The sequence below is a fragment of the Nocardia sp. NPDC051030 genome, from assembly GCF_040683015.1.
Classification (GTDB): Bacteria; Actinomycetota; Actinomycetes; order Mycobacteriales; family Mycobacteriaceae; genus Nocardia.
This window is the reverse complement of record NZ_JBFBCD010000003.1, coordinates 829,616-845,652: the sequence shown is the minus strand read 5'-3', so window position 1 is coordinate 845,652 and position 16,037 is coordinate 829,616. Positions and strand designations below refer to the sequence as shown.

The following is a 16,037-nucleotide window of genomic DNA, read 5'->3' as shown; positions in this document are numbered from 1 at the left end:
TGCTCTTCTGAGCGCCGCGCGGGGGCCGCCTGTGTCGTAGTGATCAGAGATTTCAGAGATCAACTACGACTGGAGAGTTCATGCCTATCAAGACTTTGCAGATTCCTACCATCGATGGGGTGGCTGACGGGTTCGCCGCTTTTCCCGATGATGGCGAGCGGCACCCCGGGGTGCTGATGTACATGGACGGGTTCGGGATTCGGGCTGTGCTGCGGGAGATGGCCCTCGAATTGGCCGGGCACGGGTACTACGTGCTTGTGCCCAACTTTTTCTACCGGCATGGTCCGGCACCGGTGGTCGAACTTCCCGAGTTCATTGGAGGGGAGGATCGGTCGGAGATCTTCGCCCAGGTGATGCCATTGCTCCAGGCGCACACCGCCGAACGTGCACTGCGTGACGCTGACGCCTACCTCGAGTTCCTCACCGCTCAGCCCGAAGTCGCGGCCGGACCGGTCGCGGTGACCGGCTACTGCATTGGTGGACTCTTGGCCGTGCGGACCGCTGCGGCCCATCCCGGTCAGGTGGCCGCCGTCGCGGCATTTCACGCCCCCGTGAGTGCCGATGGGCCCGATAGTTTCGCCAAGCTCAGCGCCCAGGTTCACTTCGGTCACGCCGAATCGGACCTGACGGCCACGGCGCTCGGCGAGCTCAATCAGGCTCTGGATGCCGCGGGTGTCGACTACACGTCCGAGATCTACCCGGGCACCATCCACGGCTTCACCATGTCCGACACCGCGGAGTTCAATCCCGCTGCGATGCAGCAACACTGGGCGCGGCTATTGCCGCTCCTCGAGCGGGCGCTGTCCACCAGCTGACGCTTCGCGCCGCGTGCTCGGTGGCCGGGTCCGCCGCCACAGGGCGACGGCGCAGGCGAGGGTGAAGCCGTAGACGGCCACCAAACCGTGGCCGTTGGATTGAGTCAGCCACATGGTCAAACCGAGGGCGGGCACGGCGAGAGCCAGCATGCGCGCCTTCGGTTCGGTGGCCAGGCCTGGGGTCCGCCACAGCAGAAGCCCCGCGGCCAGTGTCGCGCCGAGAAAGTATGTGGCTCCGGAACTTCCGGCGAAATTGCGGGGATCGACGGTGGAACGATCGGACAGGCCGAATAGTGCGTCGATGTGCTGTGGGAGCAGGATGCCCGCGGCGAAGAATGCCGCCGTCAGGTAGCTGCCCCAGAACCATTCGGCCAGTGCGGCAATGACGGCGAGGGTGGCGATATTCCATGCCGCCCCGAGGAATCCGCCGTTCTGCATGAAGACCGAGGTGACGACTCGCCACCAGCCGGACTTGCTCGGATCACTGTCGAAGGTGTCCATCGCGCCCGGCCAGCAGAGTTGGGTGAGTACCGCGAGGAGTGCGATCGCGGTCAGCCCGGCCGCTACCAGCGGCACACGGTGCGTCCTGAGCGGGTCCGGGCCGTTCAGGGTCGTTCCGGCCTTGAACATCAAGACCATCAGACCCGCCGTAGTCACATTGAACAGCAGCGCATCCATCGGCACTACCCCCTTTCATCCGCTCCGACCTTTTGCTGACTGCGACATTAGCGCCGATCGGGACTATTTTCAAACAGTGTTCGAAAACTGTTAGGCTGAACCGGTGAAGCTGACCACCGACCGCATCATCGACGCGAGCATGGCCGTATTCGCCGAATCCGGGTACCACGGGTTATCCATGCGGCAGGTGGCGCAACGACTCGACGCGCACGCCGGGAGCCTCTACTACCACGTGCCGAGCCGTAGCGCCCTGCTCCAACTGATGGCGGACCGACTGGCCCAGCAGGCCTACGACGCAGGTAGTGCCGCCCTGGCCGCGTTGCCCGAAAAGGCGGATTGGAAGGCCGAATTGCACGCTCAGGCCGCCGCATTGCGACAGAGCATCCGTCGACATCCCGGCGGTGCGGCATTGTTCGCGGACAGCCCGAAGGTCGGCAGCACAGGGGCACTCGCGCTGATGGAACGACTACTGGCCACGCTCGCGAATGCCGGTGTGCCCGTGGAGCATCGCGGTATCGCCGCGGACACACTGCTGAGCCATGTGACCGGATTCGTGTTGCAGGAACAGAGCGATACGCCCGCCGTCCCGGTCACCGCTCAGGACGCCGTCGACATTCACGAGCAGTTCCCGATGACCGTGGCCGCGGCCACCGCCTACGACAACGAGGAGAAGTTCACTCGGAGCGTGCAACTGCTCTGCGGGGGCATCGAGGCACTGATCGGCGCGCCGTCGACGTCGATCGGATCGGCGGGCAGCTGAAGCGCGGTCGGTGCCGCACCGTTGGCGGGCGGCCGGAATCCGTTGGCGGAGTTGAAGTCCGGCCCGGGCAAGGTCAGTTCGGAGACACGGCCAGCCTATGTCCGTGGTGCGGTATCGCTGATTGCCCTCGGATTGTTCGGTTGATATCCGGCTAGGAACAGGTCGACCGCGGCCGCGACGGGGCTGTCTTGTATCGCTGGGTCGTCTGTCGTGGTGAGAAGCATGCGGTTGAGGGGCGAGCCGATGACGAGCCAGGTGAACTGGTCGGCGGCCAGCATCGGGTCTGGCGCGTCGAGTCGTCCTTGCGCTTGGAGGGCCGTGAGCGCTTCACCGAGCCCCGCGATATTGCGGTGCCAGCTCTGTTCGAGGTATTCGGCGGCGACATCCGGGAAGCGCGTCGACTCGCTGGTGATCAAGCGCCGCATACCGAGTACGTCCTTGCTGAGGATGCCAGCCCGCATCACCTCGGCGAGCACGGTCAGGTCTCCGCGGACGTCGGTGCCGTCCACCAAACGCTGCAAGTGCGGGCGCATCGCGTCACGCCCGGCCGCGGTCCAGTCGCGTACGACGGCCGCGAACAGCGCGTCCTTGGAGGGATGCTCGCGGTAGAGCGACGCCTTCGAGATTCGGGCTCGGGCCGCGACCTCGTCCATCGACGTGCCCGCGTAGCCGTGCTCCAGGAACACATTCCGCGCGACAGCGAGCAAATCGCTGCCACTGCAACCGGGGGGCCGACCGCGCCGGGGACGTGCATCGCTCATACCGCCACTTTAGTACTAATCGGGACTATAATACGATTCCAGCTTAAATTAGTACGAGTCAGTACCAAATGGAGACCTCATGATCCTCGGCATTCTCATCGCCACAGTCATCACGTTCATCTTCAGCGCCGTGCTCTACGCACTCCCGCCGGTCGCGCGACTGATGCAGCGCGCGAGCACACCCCGCCCGGATCTGCCATTGCCGGTGATGATGGCTTCGGTGGTGCTGCGCAGTCTCGTCGCGGCGTGCCTCGTCGCGGGTCTCATGGCCGCCGCCGGATGGCACGGCGCCGGTAGCGGGGCACTTCTGGGCCTCGCGCTCGGCGTACTGCCCGTCACGATCCTGTCCGGAGCCGTCGTCCACGAGTCGACGCCGATCCCGCTCGCCGCCGTGCACAGCATCGACTGGATAGCGAAGCTCGTAATCATCGGCGCGGTCGTCGGTCTCGCCTGATTCCCACGATGAAAGGACCAATCATCATGACCAGCAAGGCCGGACCTGTCGACATCACCTTCACCGCCGTGCTCGGCAAGGCGCGCCCCGGCGACACCTGGACGTGCGTGCAGCTGCCGAACTCCGCGGACATCTTCGGCACCCGCGGTCTCGTGAAGGTTGCCGGAACGGTCGACGGCGTCCCGTTCCGCGGCGCCTTCATGGCACTCGGCGACGGCACGCACAAGCTGCCGGTCAACGCCGTCATCCGCACCCGCATCGGCAAGACCGACGGCGACACAGTCGAAGTGCACCTCACCGAACGACTGAACTGACCTCGACGCAGCAACCGATTGTGGCGGCGGTGTGCTCATTGGCCGACCCGAACAATCATCCGTTGCACGGTTGCATCGAGTGCATGTCGTTCAGCGCTGGGGCCAGCCGCTCGGGTTGCTCACCGGGCGATCGACATCCACCGGAACGATCGAGCGGGCCTCGAACTGGGTGGACAGGACGATATGGGTTTCGATGGTGCCGTGTTCGCCGATTCGCTCGGCCAGGCCCTCGAAATGGAGCAGGGTGGCGGCGCGGACCTTGAGCAGAGTGCAGTGGCTGCCGCTCAGTTTGTGCACCTCTACGACCTCCGGGTAGTTCTCGGCGGTACTGGTTTTCAGCAGGCATCTGCCCAGGGCGCAGCGCAATTGGATGAAAGCCAGGAAGGGCAGTCCGGTGCGGCGGGGGTCGACGCGAGCTTCGTAGCCGGTGATCACGCCCGACTCCTCCAGGCGGCGCACGCGGTCGGCCACCGCGGGTGCGGACAGGTGGACGCGGCGGGCCAGCTCGTTGTAGGACAATCGGCCGTCGGATTGCAGCTCGGCGAGGATGTTCCAGTCCGTGTCGTCCAGGGGTTTGTTCGCCTGCAAGCCGATTCCTCCTGAACGCATTGCGATCGGCAGCCGAAGCGGCCGAATCTCCTTGATTATCTTATTCTTTGCCACTCCCCCCACTTCTAGCGTTTTCCCATGACCGCAATCGAGACGATCGAACCGGTGCTCAAGCGCCGCTGGCTGGTGGCGCTGTTCCTGGGTGCCGCATCGATGAGCCTGGCCATGGTGACTGCCAGCACGATGGGCACACTGGTCGCCGCGGAGGCCCTGAGCCCCGCATGGTCCGGCCTGCCGAGCGCGGCCGCGGTGCTCGGAACCGCCATCGGGGCAGCGGTTTTGACCGCGGTCATGGCACGCCGGGGTCGCCGGGCCGGTCTGGTGACCGGGTATGCGATCGGCACGCTCGGTGGCCTGCTCGCGGTCCTTTCCTCAGCGACGGTGTGGCTGTTGATCGCGGGCATGGTGTTGCTCGGAGTGGGCAATGCGGCCGCGCAGCTGTCCCGCTACGCGGCCGCCGACCTGCGCCCCGGGCGACCGGGCGCACTGCTGTCGGTCGTGGTGTGGGCGGGAACCGTTGGGGCCGTGGGCGGTCCACTCCTACTGGCCCCACTGTCGGCCGCGTCGACCGCCGTGAACCGGCCCGCACCCACCGGAGTATTCCTCCTCGGCGCGCTAGCCATGGCCGTCGCAACCCTCGCCGCAACCACCCTCCACCGAGGCACGTACCTCACCCCCACGGATGCCCCGCCCCAACTCCCTCCGATGCGCCTGGCCCTGACCACAATGCTGGCCGCCCAGATAGTCATGACCACGATCATGACCGCAGCCCCGCTCGCCATCCACCAGCACGGCCACGGCCTGCACACGGTCGGCACCATGGTCTCCGCCCACACCTTCGGTATGTTCGCCCTCGTACCCCTATCCGGGCTCCTGTGCGACCGCTTCGGCGGCCGCCCCGTCATCACCATCGGCATTGCCCTGCTTGCCATCTCGTCGATAGCGGCCATCGCGGCAGGCACCACCGGCGGCGCCCTACTCGCAATAGTCCTGTTCCTACTCGGCTACGGCTGGAACCTCGCCTACATAGGCGCAAGCAACCTCCTCGCAGGCAACCTCCCCGAAACCGAACAAATGCGAGTCCAAGGCACCGTCGAATCCCGAGTCTGGGGCGGCTCAGCCCTAGCCACCCTGGCCTCCACAGCAGGCTTCGCCACCGGCGGCTACACCCTCCTCGCAGCCATCTCCCTAGCAGTACTCGCCATCCCCGCCACCCTGCTCATCCGATCCCCGATCCGATGAAATCGGCTATTGATGGCATGTCGGCCACCCCGAAATTCATTACCGAATCCCCAGCAGATCTACACAGCTGCGACCCCCTGGCCGCCGTGGTGGGCTATGCCATACCGACAACGGCCTGGCCGCCCCGCGTGCGCGGTGGGGCGGCATGACCTTCCTTCGCGAGGAGCTCCTGAGGCCGCGCACCCTCCCAGGTCGACATCCGCGGCAGACGGTCTTCCATTGAGTCAAGGCATCGAGGACATAGGCTCCCCAGCATGAGAGCTGCGGTCAACGAGAAATTCGGTGGTCCCGAGGTCCTCGAGGTTCGCCAACTACCGGACCCTCACGCGGGTCCAGGGCAACTGCGCGTGCGTGTTTCGGCCGCCGGCTTGAACGCGATGGACTGGATGTTCATCGCCGATGACGACTCGGGTCGGCGCCTGAGAGAGGCCCGCGCATCGCACCCGGGGCTCGCGATGACGTTGCCTTCCGTGTTCGGCCATGACTTCGCGGGAGTTATCGACGAAGTCGGTGACGGCGTCGATGGATTCGCGGTCGGCGATCGAGTGTTCGGTGGGGCGCTTTCCCGGGCGGTGGCCGACTACGCGGTCGTCGTTCCCGACGAGGTCCATCACACGCCGGACGGCGTCGACGACATCACCGCCGCCACACTCGATGTCGCTGCGCGCACGGCTTCGGCCGCACTCGCCGTCATCGAGCCCGGAGCTGATGACACGATCTTGGTTGGCGGTGCGGCCGGCGGTGTCGGCGTGTTCGCCGTCCAGCTCGCACGCATCGCCGGGGCAAGGGTCATCGGGACCGCATCGGAGGGGTCGTTCGACTATCTGCGGACTCTCGGTGCCGAGCCCGTGCAGTACGGGGAGGGCTTGGACGCGCGGGTACGAGCGCTCGCCCCGACCGGTATCACGGCCGCCACGGATTTGTTCGGGACCGAGACTGCCAACGTCGCGCTCGAACTCGGCGTTCCGCCGGCGCGCATCTCGATGATCGCGGGACAGCTCCCCGGTATCACGACGGTCGCGGGTTTTCACGCCGTTCCGGGCACGCTCGAACACGTCGCCGCGTTGATAGCGAAGGGGACGCTCGAGGTTCCGATCGCTGCCACGTATCCCATCGAGAAAATCCGCGAGGCGGTGACCCTTCAGGTCAGTCGCCACGGCCGAGGCAAGATCGTCGTCACGCTCTGACAGTGACCTGCGCCGAGCTGAATGCCTTGCTACACCCTCCTCGCAGCCATCTCCCTAGCAGTACTCTCCATCCCCGCCACCCTGCTCCTCCGATCCCCGATCCGGTGAAATCACCTGGTGTTCGGCCCGCAATTCCAGTGCGTTGCGAATCAACGCCCGTGCCGCCTCACCCGTAACCGATTGATTGGCCAGGGTGTCGAATGTGCGGCCGTAGAGCACGATCTCACGTGGCTGGGTGATGGCCATCTCCGCTGTCACGGTCTCGACCATGACGAGACGGTTATCGAACATGATGAAGTTCGAGATCGGCACGCGGTAAAGGGCTTTGGCGGGCACGATACCGAGCGTGACTCGGGCCATGGTCGCCACGGCTAGCAGACGGTCGAGCTGCCCGATCATCACGTGATCATCGCCGACCGTCGTGTTCAGGGCCTGCTCGGCGATGACGAAGTGGAATCGATGATTACGCCGGTACAGAATCTGTTGCCGCTCCATCCTTTTCGAGACGCCCTCGTCCAAGTCATTGGAGGTGCGATAGAACTCGATGACATTCCGCAAGATCTCTTCGGCATACTCCGCGGTTTGGAGCAGTCCCGGTATCAGGAACGGCTCGAACCACCGCATCGACTCCGTGTCGGCCTCCAATTTGACCGAAGCTTGTTGCCGTCGTTTGGTGCCGGTGCCGAGGATCCGCCGCCACTCCATGTAGGCGGCTTCGATATTGCGGACCGACGCGATGAGGTCCGGCATCTGCGACTCAGCGTCCGTGATGGCGCACCAGGCGCGTATGTCGGCGTCGGTGGGTGTCTGCTTTCCGTACTCGATCTTCGGGACTTTGGTTTGGTGCCACCCAGCCCGCCTCGCCAGATCGGTTCCGGTCAGGCCGGCATCAAGGCGAAGCTCTCGGAGTCTTTGCCCGAGAGCTTCTTTAGCCTGGTGAACAGAATCGGTCACCGATCGCTGTACTCCGACAGCGGGACGGCCAAGGACCAGACCCGACTCTTCACCTTCTGGGCGTACTCGACCATCCGGCGGTCCGTGGTGACGGCAGCACCTGCCCACTGCCCGGAAGGTTCGAACACGGTGAACCCGAGAACCTCGTCATCGAAAAGCCACCAGTCATCGGCGGTCAGCTCGTCGGGGTCGATGAGATAGCGGGACAGGTATCGAACGTCCTCCCCTGCTTCGACATTGAAGCGAGCGGCGGACTTTGCGAACCGGGTGTAGTCGCTGTGTGGCACGGTGACCACCCGTGCCCGGTTCACGGACACTCCCCGTGCCGTGGTGTCTCGGACGTGGTCGAGCCAAGGCCGAAACCACCCGTAATCGTCCGGTTCGTTCTCGATGAACTTCCGGAACGGTTCGGACTCTTCAGGCGTCTCGTATGTGTCTTGCACCTCGAGATGGAATGCTTCCCGCTTCGCCTCCCGAAAGAGGTGCAGGAAGTCATCACCCTGCACGAGTAGCACCGTAGAACGTCCTTTCAAGCTTCGGCACTTCCACACAGGTCTCGTCGGGATAGATGTCCATCTGCGCGAGCGTGTCGAGATCGGTGACCGGCGCACCGGTCAGGGTGAATGTGCCTCGCCCGGTGTCGATCATCCCGGCGCCGATATAGGTGTCCGGCAGCGCGAATCCTGTGAGCAGGTGTGGGATTTCGACCTGTTCAGGAGTGTTCGTCCGCCATCCCTGGACGACGTAGGTTTCCCTGTCGGTGGCGTACAAGCTCGGACAGCCTCCGCCGGTGGTTCCGCCTTTGCCGAGGAAACACAACCGCATGGTCGAGCTCCAATCGGTGATATGCGTGCTCATGCTTACACCTTCCAATCATCCCTCGCAGCAGAAGCCTTCAAGCAGGAATCAACCAACTCGAGCATTCTGACGCATAGCCCTGTTCGAGTCCGTGGCTCGGTTTGTAGCGTCGTGGATGGAGATTCGGGACCGGTCCAGTTGCCTTCCCGAGTAGCCCACCTACGACGAGAGGGGCGGGAGATGTCACCGAAGGGCGGCAAAAGCACCTGGGTTCATGATGACTGCGAGAAGGGCTACGTCTACCCGATTAGCCGCAAGCGGGCGGAGGGAATCTTGGCCATCCATAAGACGTGTACGCCTCCATGTCCACGGAAGCGGGCAGCGGCCGACTACCTGACGAGCGGGGCACCCGATGAGCCCGAATGCTTCACGGCAACAACAAGGATGCTCGAAGCTCAGGAATAACGCAGATTCGAAGTATGGCTTGATATCGACCCGATGTGCAGGATTGCAGTGTGTGCCTTATCTGCGATAAACATCGTGGCGTCGGTCGGCTGGTTGGGCCGGTGCTGTTCAGTGACGACCTTGTGGTGGTCAGTCATCGGCCGCTGACCGAGGGTTCGCCCCGGCCGGGGTATCTGTTTGTCGAGACCAGGCGGCATGCGGGGACTTTGGCTGATTTGACTGATGGCGAGGCTGCGGCGGTGGGGTGGGCTGTGCGGCGGGCGGCGCTTGCGGTGCGGAGTGAGCTTGGGCCGGAGTTCGTGTTCTCGGCGGTGACCGGGCGTAGTGTCGGGCATTTTCATCAGCATGTTTTCGGGCGGCCGCACGGCACTCCGGCTGCTACGCACTGGTTCGATGTCGATTCTTGGGCGGAGGGGCCGCGGATCGATGAGGTGGGTTTGGGGGCGTTGGCGGAGCGGCTCGGGACGTACTTCGGGGATGCTTCGTAACAGACCTATGCGTCTGAAATGTCCAGTGCGGCAACGGCACACGGTATGTGGGGTTGGTTGGTATTCGGCGATTCCGCTACGGGGTGGGCGGATTGGGACGTACCGTTGATTCCGCCAGAATGCATTGCCGCACAGGCTCTTTCGCTGCCCGGCAGAACCTGATTCACGGCGGCGGGCCGCGAGTGGGAACGTGCGCACCTTGTGGGAAGAGGTAGGACGCATGTCGATCGAAACGCCCGCTGAGATCGAGAGCCGGGCTCAGCAGAGTTTGAGTACCGCGGCCGCCCGGAATCTGGCGTCCACCACCAAGTCTGAGCCGCAGATGCAGGGAATCACTTCGCGGTGGTTGACGCGGATGTTGCCCTGGGTGGATGTGCATGGGGGTGTGTATCGGGTGAACCGGCGGTTGACCTACACGCTGGGGAATGGGGAGGTGGAGTTCGTTTCCGATAATGGGAAGGTACGGGTGATTCCGCAGGAGTTGCGGGAGTTGCCTGCCCTGCGGGACTTCGAGGATGAGGTCGTGTTGCAAGGGCTGGCCGAACAGTTCGAGCACCGGGAGTTCGAGCCGGGTGAGGTGCTGGCCGAGTTCGGGAATCCGATGGATCAGGTGTTCCTGATCGTGCACGGGAAGTTGAACAAGATCGGGGCCGGGGAGTACGGGGATCAGCAGATCGTCGGAATACTGTCCGGCGGAGATTATTTCGGGGATGACTCGCTCACCGAGTCCACCGCGATCTGGCCGGTCACCGTCAAGACGCTCACCGCCACGACCGCGCTGGTGCTGCCGCGTGCCGCCCTGCACCAGGTGCTCGATCACACTCCGGAACTGCGCGACCATTTCGATCGGCACGCCGCCGCGCCCCAGCAGCCGCAGAACAAATACGGCGAGGCCAGCATCGATGTGCAATCCGGCCACGCCGGGGAGCCGCAACTGCCGGGTACCTTCGTCGACTACGAGCTGGAGCCGCGCGAATACGAGCTGAGCCTGGCGCAGAGCGTGCTGCGGATCCACACCCGCGTCGCGGACCTGTTCAACGAACCGATGAACCAGCTCGAACAGCAGCTGCGCCTGACCATCTCGGCATTGCGTGAACGCCAGGAACACGACCTGGTCAACAATCCCGAGTTCGGCCTACTGCACAATGCCGACCACAAGTACCGCATCGACACCTATTCCGGCCCGCCCACCCCGGACGACTTCGACGATCTACTCGCCATGCGCCGCAGCACCGCGCTGTTCCTGGCTCATCCCAAGGCAATTGCCGCCTTCGGTCGCCAATGCAATGCGCGCGGGCTATATCCGGCGCACGCCGATATCGACGGCAATGGGGTGCCCGCCTGGCGGGGCGTGCCGATCTTCCCGTGCAGCAAGATTCCGATCAGCCCGGCCGGCATCACGTCCGTGCTCGCCCTGCGGACCGGCGAGAAGAACCAGGGCGTGATCGGCCTGCACGCCACCGGCATACCGGATGAATACGAGCCGGGCCTCAATGTCCGGTTCAAGGGCATCGACGATCAATCGATCATCTCGTACCTGGTCAGCTGCTATTACTCGGCGGCAGTGCTGGTTCCGGACGCGCTCGGCATTCTCGACAATGTGCAGGTTGCCCGGCAATCGGACTGAGGCGGCAACATCCGCGCAACGCCGATCGGCGGATCGGCAACGAATGTGAGTTGGAGTGTGCGAGGCGTCGCCTATGGCCGACGGCGCCTCGGAGGGCCCGCTCCCCGCCCGTCAGTGCTGTGCCCAGGACTTAGGAATCGCCATGCAGCCGTTCGAACTGCCCGACTTCTATATGCCCTATCCGGCGAGGCTGAATCCGCACGTGGACGAGGCTCGCGCGCATGCCCGGGAGTGGGCCGCCGAGATGGGCCTGTTCGAACCCCAACAGGGACACCACATCTGGGACCTGCGGGATCTGGACCGGCATGATTACGGGCTGCTGTGCGCCTACACGCACCCGGAATGCGATGGGCCGGAACTCAATCTGATTACCGACTGGTACGTCTGGGTCTTCTACTTCGACGATCACTTCCTCGAGCTCTACAAGCGCACCGGGGACACCATCGGAGCACGCGAATACCTGGAGCGGCTGCGCGATTTCATGCCGATCGAGGGCCTCGACATGCCGGAGCCGACCAATCCGGTCGAACGCGGGCTGGCCGATCTGTGGCCGCGCACGGTGCCCGCCATGTCCACCGAGTGGCGGCGGCGGTTCGCGACCGCCACGCAGGCGCTGCTGGAGGAATCGCGGTGGGAGCTGGCCAATATCACCGAGGATCGGGTCGCCAATCCGATCGAGTACATCGAGATGCGGCGCAAGGTGGGCGGTGCGCCCTGGTCGGCCAATCTGGTCGAGCATGCCGCGAACGCGGAGGTGCCCGCGCCGCTCGCCGAGACCCGGCCGCTGCGAGTGCTGCGCGATACCTTCTCCGACGCCGTGCACCTGCGCAATGACATCTTCTCCTATGAGCGGGAGGTCCGGGAGGAGGGCGAGAACGCCAATGGGATTCTGGTGCTCGAACGCTTCCTGGGCTGCGACACCCAGACCGCGGCGGACCATGTCAACAATGTGCTGACCTCGAGGTTGCAGCAGTTCGAGACCACCGCGCTGACCGAATTGCCGCTGCTGTTCGCCGAATTCGGGGCGGGACCGGCAGAGCAGGCGGCGGTGACGGCCTATGCCAAGGGGTTGCAGGATTGGCAGTCAGGTGGGCACGAATGGCATATGCGGTCGAGCCGGTACATGAACAATGGCGGGGCGAATGCCGCTCGTCCACTCGCCGCGGTGTTGGAACCGACCGGTCTGGGCACCTCGGCGTTTCGGATACCGCTCTCCCCCGCCGCCGTGGGAGCGATCCGGGTCAAGACCTTCGTGCACGCCCCCTACGAGGAGGTCGGCCCCACTCCGCTGCCCGAGATCTATATGCCCTTCACACTCCAATTGAATCCGTGGCTGGATGCCTCACGCGAGAACGGAATCGAGTGGGCGCGCCAGATGGAAATGCTGGATCCCGTTGCCGGAGTGCTGGATACAGGCCTGTGGAGCGAACATGATCTGCGCGAGTTCGACTTCGCCCTGTGTGCGGCGGGACTGGACCCGGACGCCACCGAGCCCGAACTGGATCTGTCGACCGAATGGCTGACCTGGGGCACCTATGTGGATGACTACTTCCCGGCAGTCTTCTTCCCCAGCAAGAACTTCGCCGCCGCGAAGCTGCAAGGCCGCAGACTGTCGGAATTCATGCCGCTCGACTCCGAAGAGACCGAGGCACCCGTCAATCCCATCGAGCGGGGGCTGGCCGACCTGTGGGCACGCACGACCACGCTGATGGACGACGGGCAGCGCCGCGAATTCCGCACTGCCGTCGAGCGATTCATCGAGGCGTGCCTGTGGGAGATGGTCAACCACAACCTGCACCGGATCCCCGATCCGGTCGACTATGTCGAGATGCGCCGCGACACCTTCGGTTCGGATATGACCAAGGCGCTCTCTCGGCTCTCGCACGGCAATCTGGTTCCGCCGCAGGTGTATCGCACGCAGACCCTCGCGAATTTGGAGAACACCGCCGCCGACTACGCGGTCATGCTCAACGACCTGTTCTCCTATCAGAAGGAGACACAGTTCGAGGGTGACTTCCACAATGCGGTGCGCGTGATGCAGAACTTCTTCGACTGCGACCGGGACCGGGCCGTCACCATGGTCAATGACTTGATGACCCAGCGCATGCAGCAGTTCGAGCGCGTGGTCGCGCAGGAGCTGCCCACACTCTATGAGGAATACGGCCTCGACGAAACGGCACGCGAGATCCTGGACCGGCGGGCCTGCGAATTGCAGGACTGGATGGCCGGAATTCTCCACTGGCACATCAACTGCGGGCGATACCAGGAAGCGCAGCTCATCGAACGCTATCGCCCCGAGTCGGCACGGCAGCTCGAAGAAGCCATCCCCGACCGGATGTCATTCCTGCGCCCGACCGGATTGGGCACCAGCGCAGCACGATTGAGCGAACTGTCCCGCTCCCAGCGGGCCACCACCTGAACCACCAGACGGTCAGCACCGCTCCAACCATCATCGCAATGAAGGGGGCATCCTCATGACCACTGAGCCCGAACTAGACGGACCCGCATTACCTTTCGGGCCCACGACCGCGGTTCCCGATCGACTCGATACCGGCGTGGATCGCGCCGTGGAGATCCTGGCGCAGGCTCGGGATATGTGCGGGCCGATCCTGCGGGAATCGGTGGACTCGCTGCCGGATCCCTTGCGCCGCATGGCCGGATACCATTTCGGCTGGTGGAATCCCGATGGTTCGCCGTCGCGGGCCGGTTCGGGGAAGGCCTTGCGCCCAGCGCTGGCGTTCTGCACCGCGGCGCTGTTCGACACCGGTCCGGCCCTGGTCGCCCCCGCCGCGGCCGCCATCGAACTGGTGCATAATTTCGCGCTCATCCACGATGACGTCATCGATGGCGATCTGACACGCCGCGGCATACCCGCCGTGTGGGCGGTGTGGGGCATGGCCGATGCCGTGCTGCTCGGCGACGCGCTGCATGCGCTGGCGGTGAGAGTGCTGGTGGCGCATGTGCCTTCGGCGGCGGTGGGTGCCGCGGTCGATCGGATGGAGTCCTCGGTCATCGAGATGTGCCGGGGGCAGCAGGAGGATTGTTCCTTCGATGGCCGCCACGTCACCGGCGTGCTCGACTACGAGCGGATGGCGATGGGCAAGACCGGGGCGTTGATGGGTGCGGCCTGCGCGCTCGGTGCACTGTGCGCGGGAGCGTCGAAGGCGGAGGTGTCCGCCCTGGACCGATTCGGCCGGGAGTTGGGGCTGGCGTTTCAGTACACCGATGATCTGATCGGCATCTGGGGTGATCCGAAGGTCACCGGAAAACCGGTCAGCGACTTGAAGCGCCGCAAGAAGTCGCTTCCGGTTGTCGCCGCACTGAGATCGGGGACGCCCGCCGCGCGGGAGCTGACCGCGCTGTATCAGTCGGACATGCCGATGTCCCCGGCCGATATCGCGCGGGCCACTCATCTCATCGAGGCGGCGGGCGGACGGGAGACCACCCAGTATCACGCCGATCAGCGGATCGACGCCGCGATCGCCGAACTGCCGGATCTCGCCGCGGCCGAGGATCTGGTGGCGCTGGCACGGATCGTCTCGCACCGGGATCGGTGAGCCGCACGATGCCTCGCCCGGCCCGGTATAGACCGGGGCCGGGCGAATCCACCTGCGGTATCGAGCGTTTCGGCTCAGGCCTCCGGCACGGAGAAGACGGCGAAGCGGTTACCCGAGGTGTCCAGCAGGTGCGCGAGGACCAGACCGGTCTTCGGGTTCGGCGTCACCGGTACCGAGATCTTCGCGCCCAAGCGCTCCGCCTCGGCGACAGTCGCGGCCACATCGGCCACCTGCACATAGAAGACCGCATGGTTGTCCGCGGCGTCCGCGGTGCGCGCGATGCCTCCGACCGGCGCCTCGCCACCGGCGTAGGTGATCACGTCGTAGTTGCCGTCCTCGGTCGGATCAGCGGCGAAGCTCCACCCGAACAGGTTGCCGTAGAACGACTTCGCCTGCTCCGGATCGGTGCTTCCGACCTGGAACCAAGTCACGGTGTTGAATGCTGTACTCATCTGTCTGCCTCCCGAAAAGTGGATGTCGTCGTGGTGCTCCACTACTTTCGCGCGGCCCGGCGACAACCCCCTGTCGGTGTTTTCAGAGCGATACGGCCCGCATCGAACAATCCTGCGGAATGCTGATCTCCCGCGCCTGTCGTTCCAGCACCGGCATATCGGTGATCGACACATCCCCGATGCGATCGAGCCGGAAGACCCGTGAATCACGGCGCAGCTTGCACCAACCGATCAAATACCACCCGCCCGCACCCACCATCAGCATCGACGGCTCCACCTCGCGCTCGGTGTACTCCCCCACGGCGTCCTTATAGGTCATCCACAGCGTTCGCCCGACCTCGATGGCATGCCCGATCACCGCCGGAATCTCCTGCGCCGGTTCCACATCCGGGCTCTCCATCACCTGTACCCGCGCCGCCAGCTCCCTGGCCCCACTGGCATTGCGCTCCGGCATCACCGCCAGGATCTTCGCCAGCGCGCTGCGCCCGGCCCGATCGAACGGCGCGCCCTGACTGCGCTCCAACGCGATCGCGATGGCCACCGCCTCCGCCGGGGTGAAATTCAACGGCGGCAAAGACATCGTCTTCTCCAGCGCATACCCGCCCCGGCGACCGACATCGGCATAGATGGGCACCCCGGCCTGCTGCAACGCCCCGATATCTCGCTCGATGGTTCGCACGCTGACCTCATACCGGTCGGCCAACTGCCGAGCAGTCCGCAACCGCGGCGACACAGCGCGCAATTCCTCGACAATCGCATACAACCGATCCGTACGATTCACGCGCCCACGGTATCCCCCACCACCGACATCCCGACCCCAAATCAGGCTCGTACACCGATTGCGGCGCACCGAACAGCGCTGGCTGCGCGAACAGA

General features: G+C 64.7%; 17 protein-coding genes and 1 pseudogene. 9 read left to right on the top strand and 9 right to left on the bottom strand.

Features of this window, described 5'->3' with window-relative positions:
- Nucleotides 1-119: 119 nt before the first annotated feature.
- Nucleotides 120-815 carry a dienelactone hydrolase family protein gene (locus AB0N05_RS13380; protein ID WP_364692061.1) on the top strand — a complete coding sequence of 232 codons (696 nt, stop codon included), beginning with the start codon at nt 120-122 and terminating at the stop codon, nt 813-815.
- On the opposite strand, the gene AB0N05_RS13375 is transcribed toward AB0N05_RS13380, so the two are convergent.
- Nucleotides 777-1,493, bottom strand: a complete 717-nt coding sequence (locus AB0N05_RS13375; RefSeq protein ID WP_364692058.1) for a hypothetical protein — start codon at nt 1,491-1,493, stop codon at nt 777-779. The genes AB0N05_RS13380 and AB0N05_RS13375 overlap by 39 nt on opposite strands.
- 103 nt (nt 1,494-1,596) lie before the next feature.
- Between AB0N05_RS13375 and AB0N05_RS13370 the strand changes: the two genes are divergently transcribed.
- A complete protein-coding gene (locus AB0N05_RS13370; RefSeq protein ID WP_364692055.1) occupies nt 1,597-2,253 on the top strand; it encodes a TetR/AcrR family transcriptional regulator in 657 nt (218 codons plus the stop codon).
- Between the two features lie 95 nt (nt 2,254-2,348).
- Here the strand turns inward: AB0N05_RS13370 and AB0N05_RS13365 are convergent, their stop codons facing one another.
- A complete protein-coding gene (locus AB0N05_RS13365) occupies nt 2,349-3,014 on the bottom strand; it encodes a TetR/AcrR family transcriptional regulator (protein WP_364692052.1) in 666 nt (221 codons plus the stop codon).
- Nucleotides 3,015-3,093: 79 nt separating this feature from the next.
- Between AB0N05_RS13365 and AB0N05_RS13360 the strand changes: the two genes are divergently transcribed.
- Together AB0N05_RS13360 and AB0N05_RS13355 are read left to right on the top strand one after the other, a co-directional pair.
- Nucleotides 3,094-3,468 carry a DUF1761 domain-containing protein gene (locus tag AB0N05_RS13360; RefSeq protein ID WP_364692049.1) on the top strand — a complete coding sequence of 125 codons (375 nt, stop codon included), beginning with the start codon at nt 3,094-3,096 and terminating at the stop codon, nt 3,466-3,468.
- A 26-nt stretch (nt 3,469-3,494) separates the two neighbouring features.
- Complete coding sequence (locus AB0N05_RS13355) at nt 3,495-3,782, top strand: DUF1905 domain-containing protein (protein WP_364692046.1); 288 nt, start codon at nt 3,495-3,497, stop codon at nt 3,780-3,782.
- A gap of 90 nt (nt 3,783-3,872) precedes the next feature.
- On the opposite strand, the gene AB0N05_RS13350 is transcribed toward AB0N05_RS13355, so the two are convergent.
- Nucleotides 3,873-4,370, bottom strand: coding sequence for an Lrp/AsnC family transcriptional regulator (locus tag AB0N05_RS13350; protein WP_364692043.1), 498 nt, complete (start codon nt 4,368-4,370; stop codon nt 3,873-3,875).
- A 99-nt stretch (nt 4,371-4,469) separates the two neighbouring features.
- Between AB0N05_RS13350 and AB0N05_RS13345 the strand changes: the two genes are divergently transcribed.
- Together AB0N05_RS13345 and AB0N05_RS13340 are read left to right on the top strand one after the other, a co-directional pair.
- Nucleotides 4,470-5,633: an MFS transporter gene (locus AB0N05_RS13345; protein ID WP_364692040.1), complete on the top strand. Its 1,164-nt coding sequence runs from the start codon at nt 4,470-4,472 to the stop codon at nt 5,631-5,633.
- Between the two features lie 254 nt (nt 5,634-5,887).
- Entirely contained in the window at nt 5,888-6,820 is a 933-nt protein-coding gene (locus AB0N05_RS13340) for an NADP-dependent oxidoreductase (RefSeq protein WP_364692036.1), read from the top strand.
- Between the two features lie 54 nt (nt 6,821-6,874).
- Here AB0N05_RS13340 and AB0N05_RS13335 read toward each other — a convergent pair whose 3' ends face one another.
- The 4 genes and pseudogenes from AB0N05_RS13335 to AB0N05_RS13320 all read right to left on the bottom strand — a co-directional run bounded on the left by AB0N05_RS13335 (nt 6,875) and on the right by AB0N05_RS13320 (nt 8,632).
- Nucleotides 6,875-7,570 carry a DUF5753 domain-containing protein gene (locus tag AB0N05_RS13335; RefSeq protein WP_364692355.1) on the bottom strand — a complete coding sequence of 232 codons (696 nt, stop codon included), beginning with the start codon at nt 7,568-7,570 and terminating at the stop codon, nt 6,875-6,877.
- A gap of 21 nt (nt 7,571-7,591) precedes the next feature.
- Nucleotides 7,592-7,774, bottom strand: a pseudogene (locus AB0N05_RS13330) (helix-turn-helix transcriptional regulator); the annotation flags it as partial.
- Complete coding sequence (locus AB0N05_RS13325; protein WP_364692033.1) at nt 7,771-8,280, bottom strand: DUF6879 family protein; 510 nt, start codon at nt 8,278-8,280, stop codon at nt 7,771-7,773. The pseudogene AB0N05_RS13330 and the gene AB0N05_RS13325, both read right to left, overlap by 4 nt.
- Nucleotides 8,270-8,632, bottom strand: a complete 363-nt coding sequence (locus AB0N05_RS13320) for a hypothetical protein (protein ID WP_364692030.1) — start codon at nt 8,630-8,632, stop codon at nt 8,270-8,272. The genes AB0N05_RS13325 and AB0N05_RS13320 overlap by 11 nt, the downstream gene beginning before the upstream one ends.
- Before the next feature lie 1,113 nt (nt 8,633-9,745).
- Here AB0N05_RS13320 and AB0N05_RS13315 point away from each other — a divergent pair.
- From AB0N05_RS13315 to AB0N05_RS13305, 3 genes are all read left to right on the top strand, one after another.
- Complete coding sequence (locus AB0N05_RS13315) at nt 9,746-11,152, top strand: family 2B encapsulin nanocompartment shell protein (RefSeq protein ID WP_364692027.1); 1,407 nt, start codon at nt 9,746-9,748, stop codon at nt 11,150-11,152.
- A 142-nt stretch (nt 11,153-11,294) separates the two neighbouring features.
- Nucleotides 11,295-13,571 carry a germacradienol/geosmin synthase gene (locus AB0N05_RS13310; protein ID WP_364692024.1) on the top strand — a complete coding sequence of 759 codons (2,277 nt, stop codon included), beginning with the start codon at nt 11,295-11,297 and terminating at the stop codon, nt 13,569-13,571.
- A 55-nt stretch (nt 13,572-13,626) separates the two neighbouring features.
- Nucleotides 13,627-14,709: a polyprenyl synthetase family protein gene (locus tag AB0N05_RS13305; RefSeq protein WP_364692021.1), complete on the top strand. Its 1,083-nt coding sequence runs from the start codon at nt 13,627-13,629 to the stop codon at nt 14,707-14,709.
- A gap of 74 nt (nt 14,710-14,783) precedes the next feature.
- Here the strand turns inward: AB0N05_RS13305 and AB0N05_RS13300 are convergent, their stop codons facing one another.
- Together AB0N05_RS13300 and AB0N05_RS13295 are read right to left on the bottom strand one after the other, a co-directional pair.
- Nucleotides 14,784-15,161 carry a VOC family protein gene (locus tag AB0N05_RS13300; protein ID WP_364692018.1) on the bottom strand — a complete coding sequence of 126 codons (378 nt, stop codon included), beginning with the start codon at nt 15,159-15,161 and terminating at the stop codon, nt 14,784-14,786.
- A gap of 82 nt (nt 15,162-15,243) precedes the next feature.
- Nucleotides 15,244-15,942 (bottom strand): YafY family protein, encoded by a 699-nt coding sequence (locus tag AB0N05_RS13295; protein ID WP_364692015.1) that lies wholly within the window; start codon nt 15,940-15,942, stop codon nt 15,244-15,246.
- Between the last annotated feature and the right edge of the window lie 95 nt (nt 15,943-16,037).

Excerpts from the sequence above, each read along its gene's own strand:
- AB0N05_RS13375 (WP_364692058.1), bottom strand. The coding sequence starts at position 1,493 with ATGGATGCGCTGCTGTTCAATGTGACTACGGCGGGTCTGATGGTCTTG.
- AB0N05_RS13335 (WP_364692355.1), bottom strand. The coding sequence starts at position 7,570 with ATGCCGGACCTCATCGCGTCGGTCCGCAATATCGAAGCCGCCTACATG.
- AB0N05_RS13365 (WP_364692052.1), bottom strand. The coding sequence starts at position 3,014 with ATGAGCGATGCACGTCCCCGGCGCGGTCGGCCCCCCGGTTGCAGTGGC.
- AB0N05_RS13305 (WP_364692021.1), top strand. The coding sequence starts at position 13,627 with ATGACCACTGAGCCCGAACTAGACGGACCCGCATTACCTTTCGGGCCC.
- AB0N05_RS13310 (WP_364692024.1), top strand. The coding sequence starts at position 11,295 with ATGCAGCCGTTCGAACTGCCCGACTTCTATATGCCCTATCCGGCGAGG.
- AB0N05_RS13360 (WP_364692049.1), top strand. The coding sequence starts at position 3,094 with ATGATCCTCGGCATTCTCATCGCCACAGTCATCACGTTCATCTTCAGC.
- AB0N05_RS13300 (WP_364692018.1), bottom strand. The coding sequence starts at position 15,161 with ATGAGTACAGCATTCAACACCGTGACTTGGTTCCAGGTCGGAAGCACC.
- AB0N05_RS13345 (WP_364692040.1), top strand. The coding sequence starts at position 4,470 with ATGACCGCAATCGAGACGATCGAACCGGTGCTCAAGCGCCGCTGGCTG.
- AB0N05_RS13315 (WP_364692027.1), top strand. The coding sequence starts at position 9,746 with ATGTCGATCGAAACGCCCGCTGAGATCGAGAGCCGGGCTCAGCAGAGT.
- AB0N05_RS13355 (WP_364692046.1), top strand. The coding sequence starts at position 3,495 with ATGACCAGCAAGGCCGGACCTGTCGACATCACCTTCACCGCCGTGCTC.
- AB0N05_RS13340 (WP_364692036.1), top strand. The coding sequence starts at position 5,888 with ATGAGAGCTGCGGTCAACGAGAAATTCGGTGGTCCCGAGGTCCTCGAG.
- AB0N05_RS13320 (WP_364692030.1), bottom strand. The coding sequence starts at position 8,632 with ATGAGCACGCATATCACCGATTGGAGCTCGACCATGCGGTTGTGTTTC.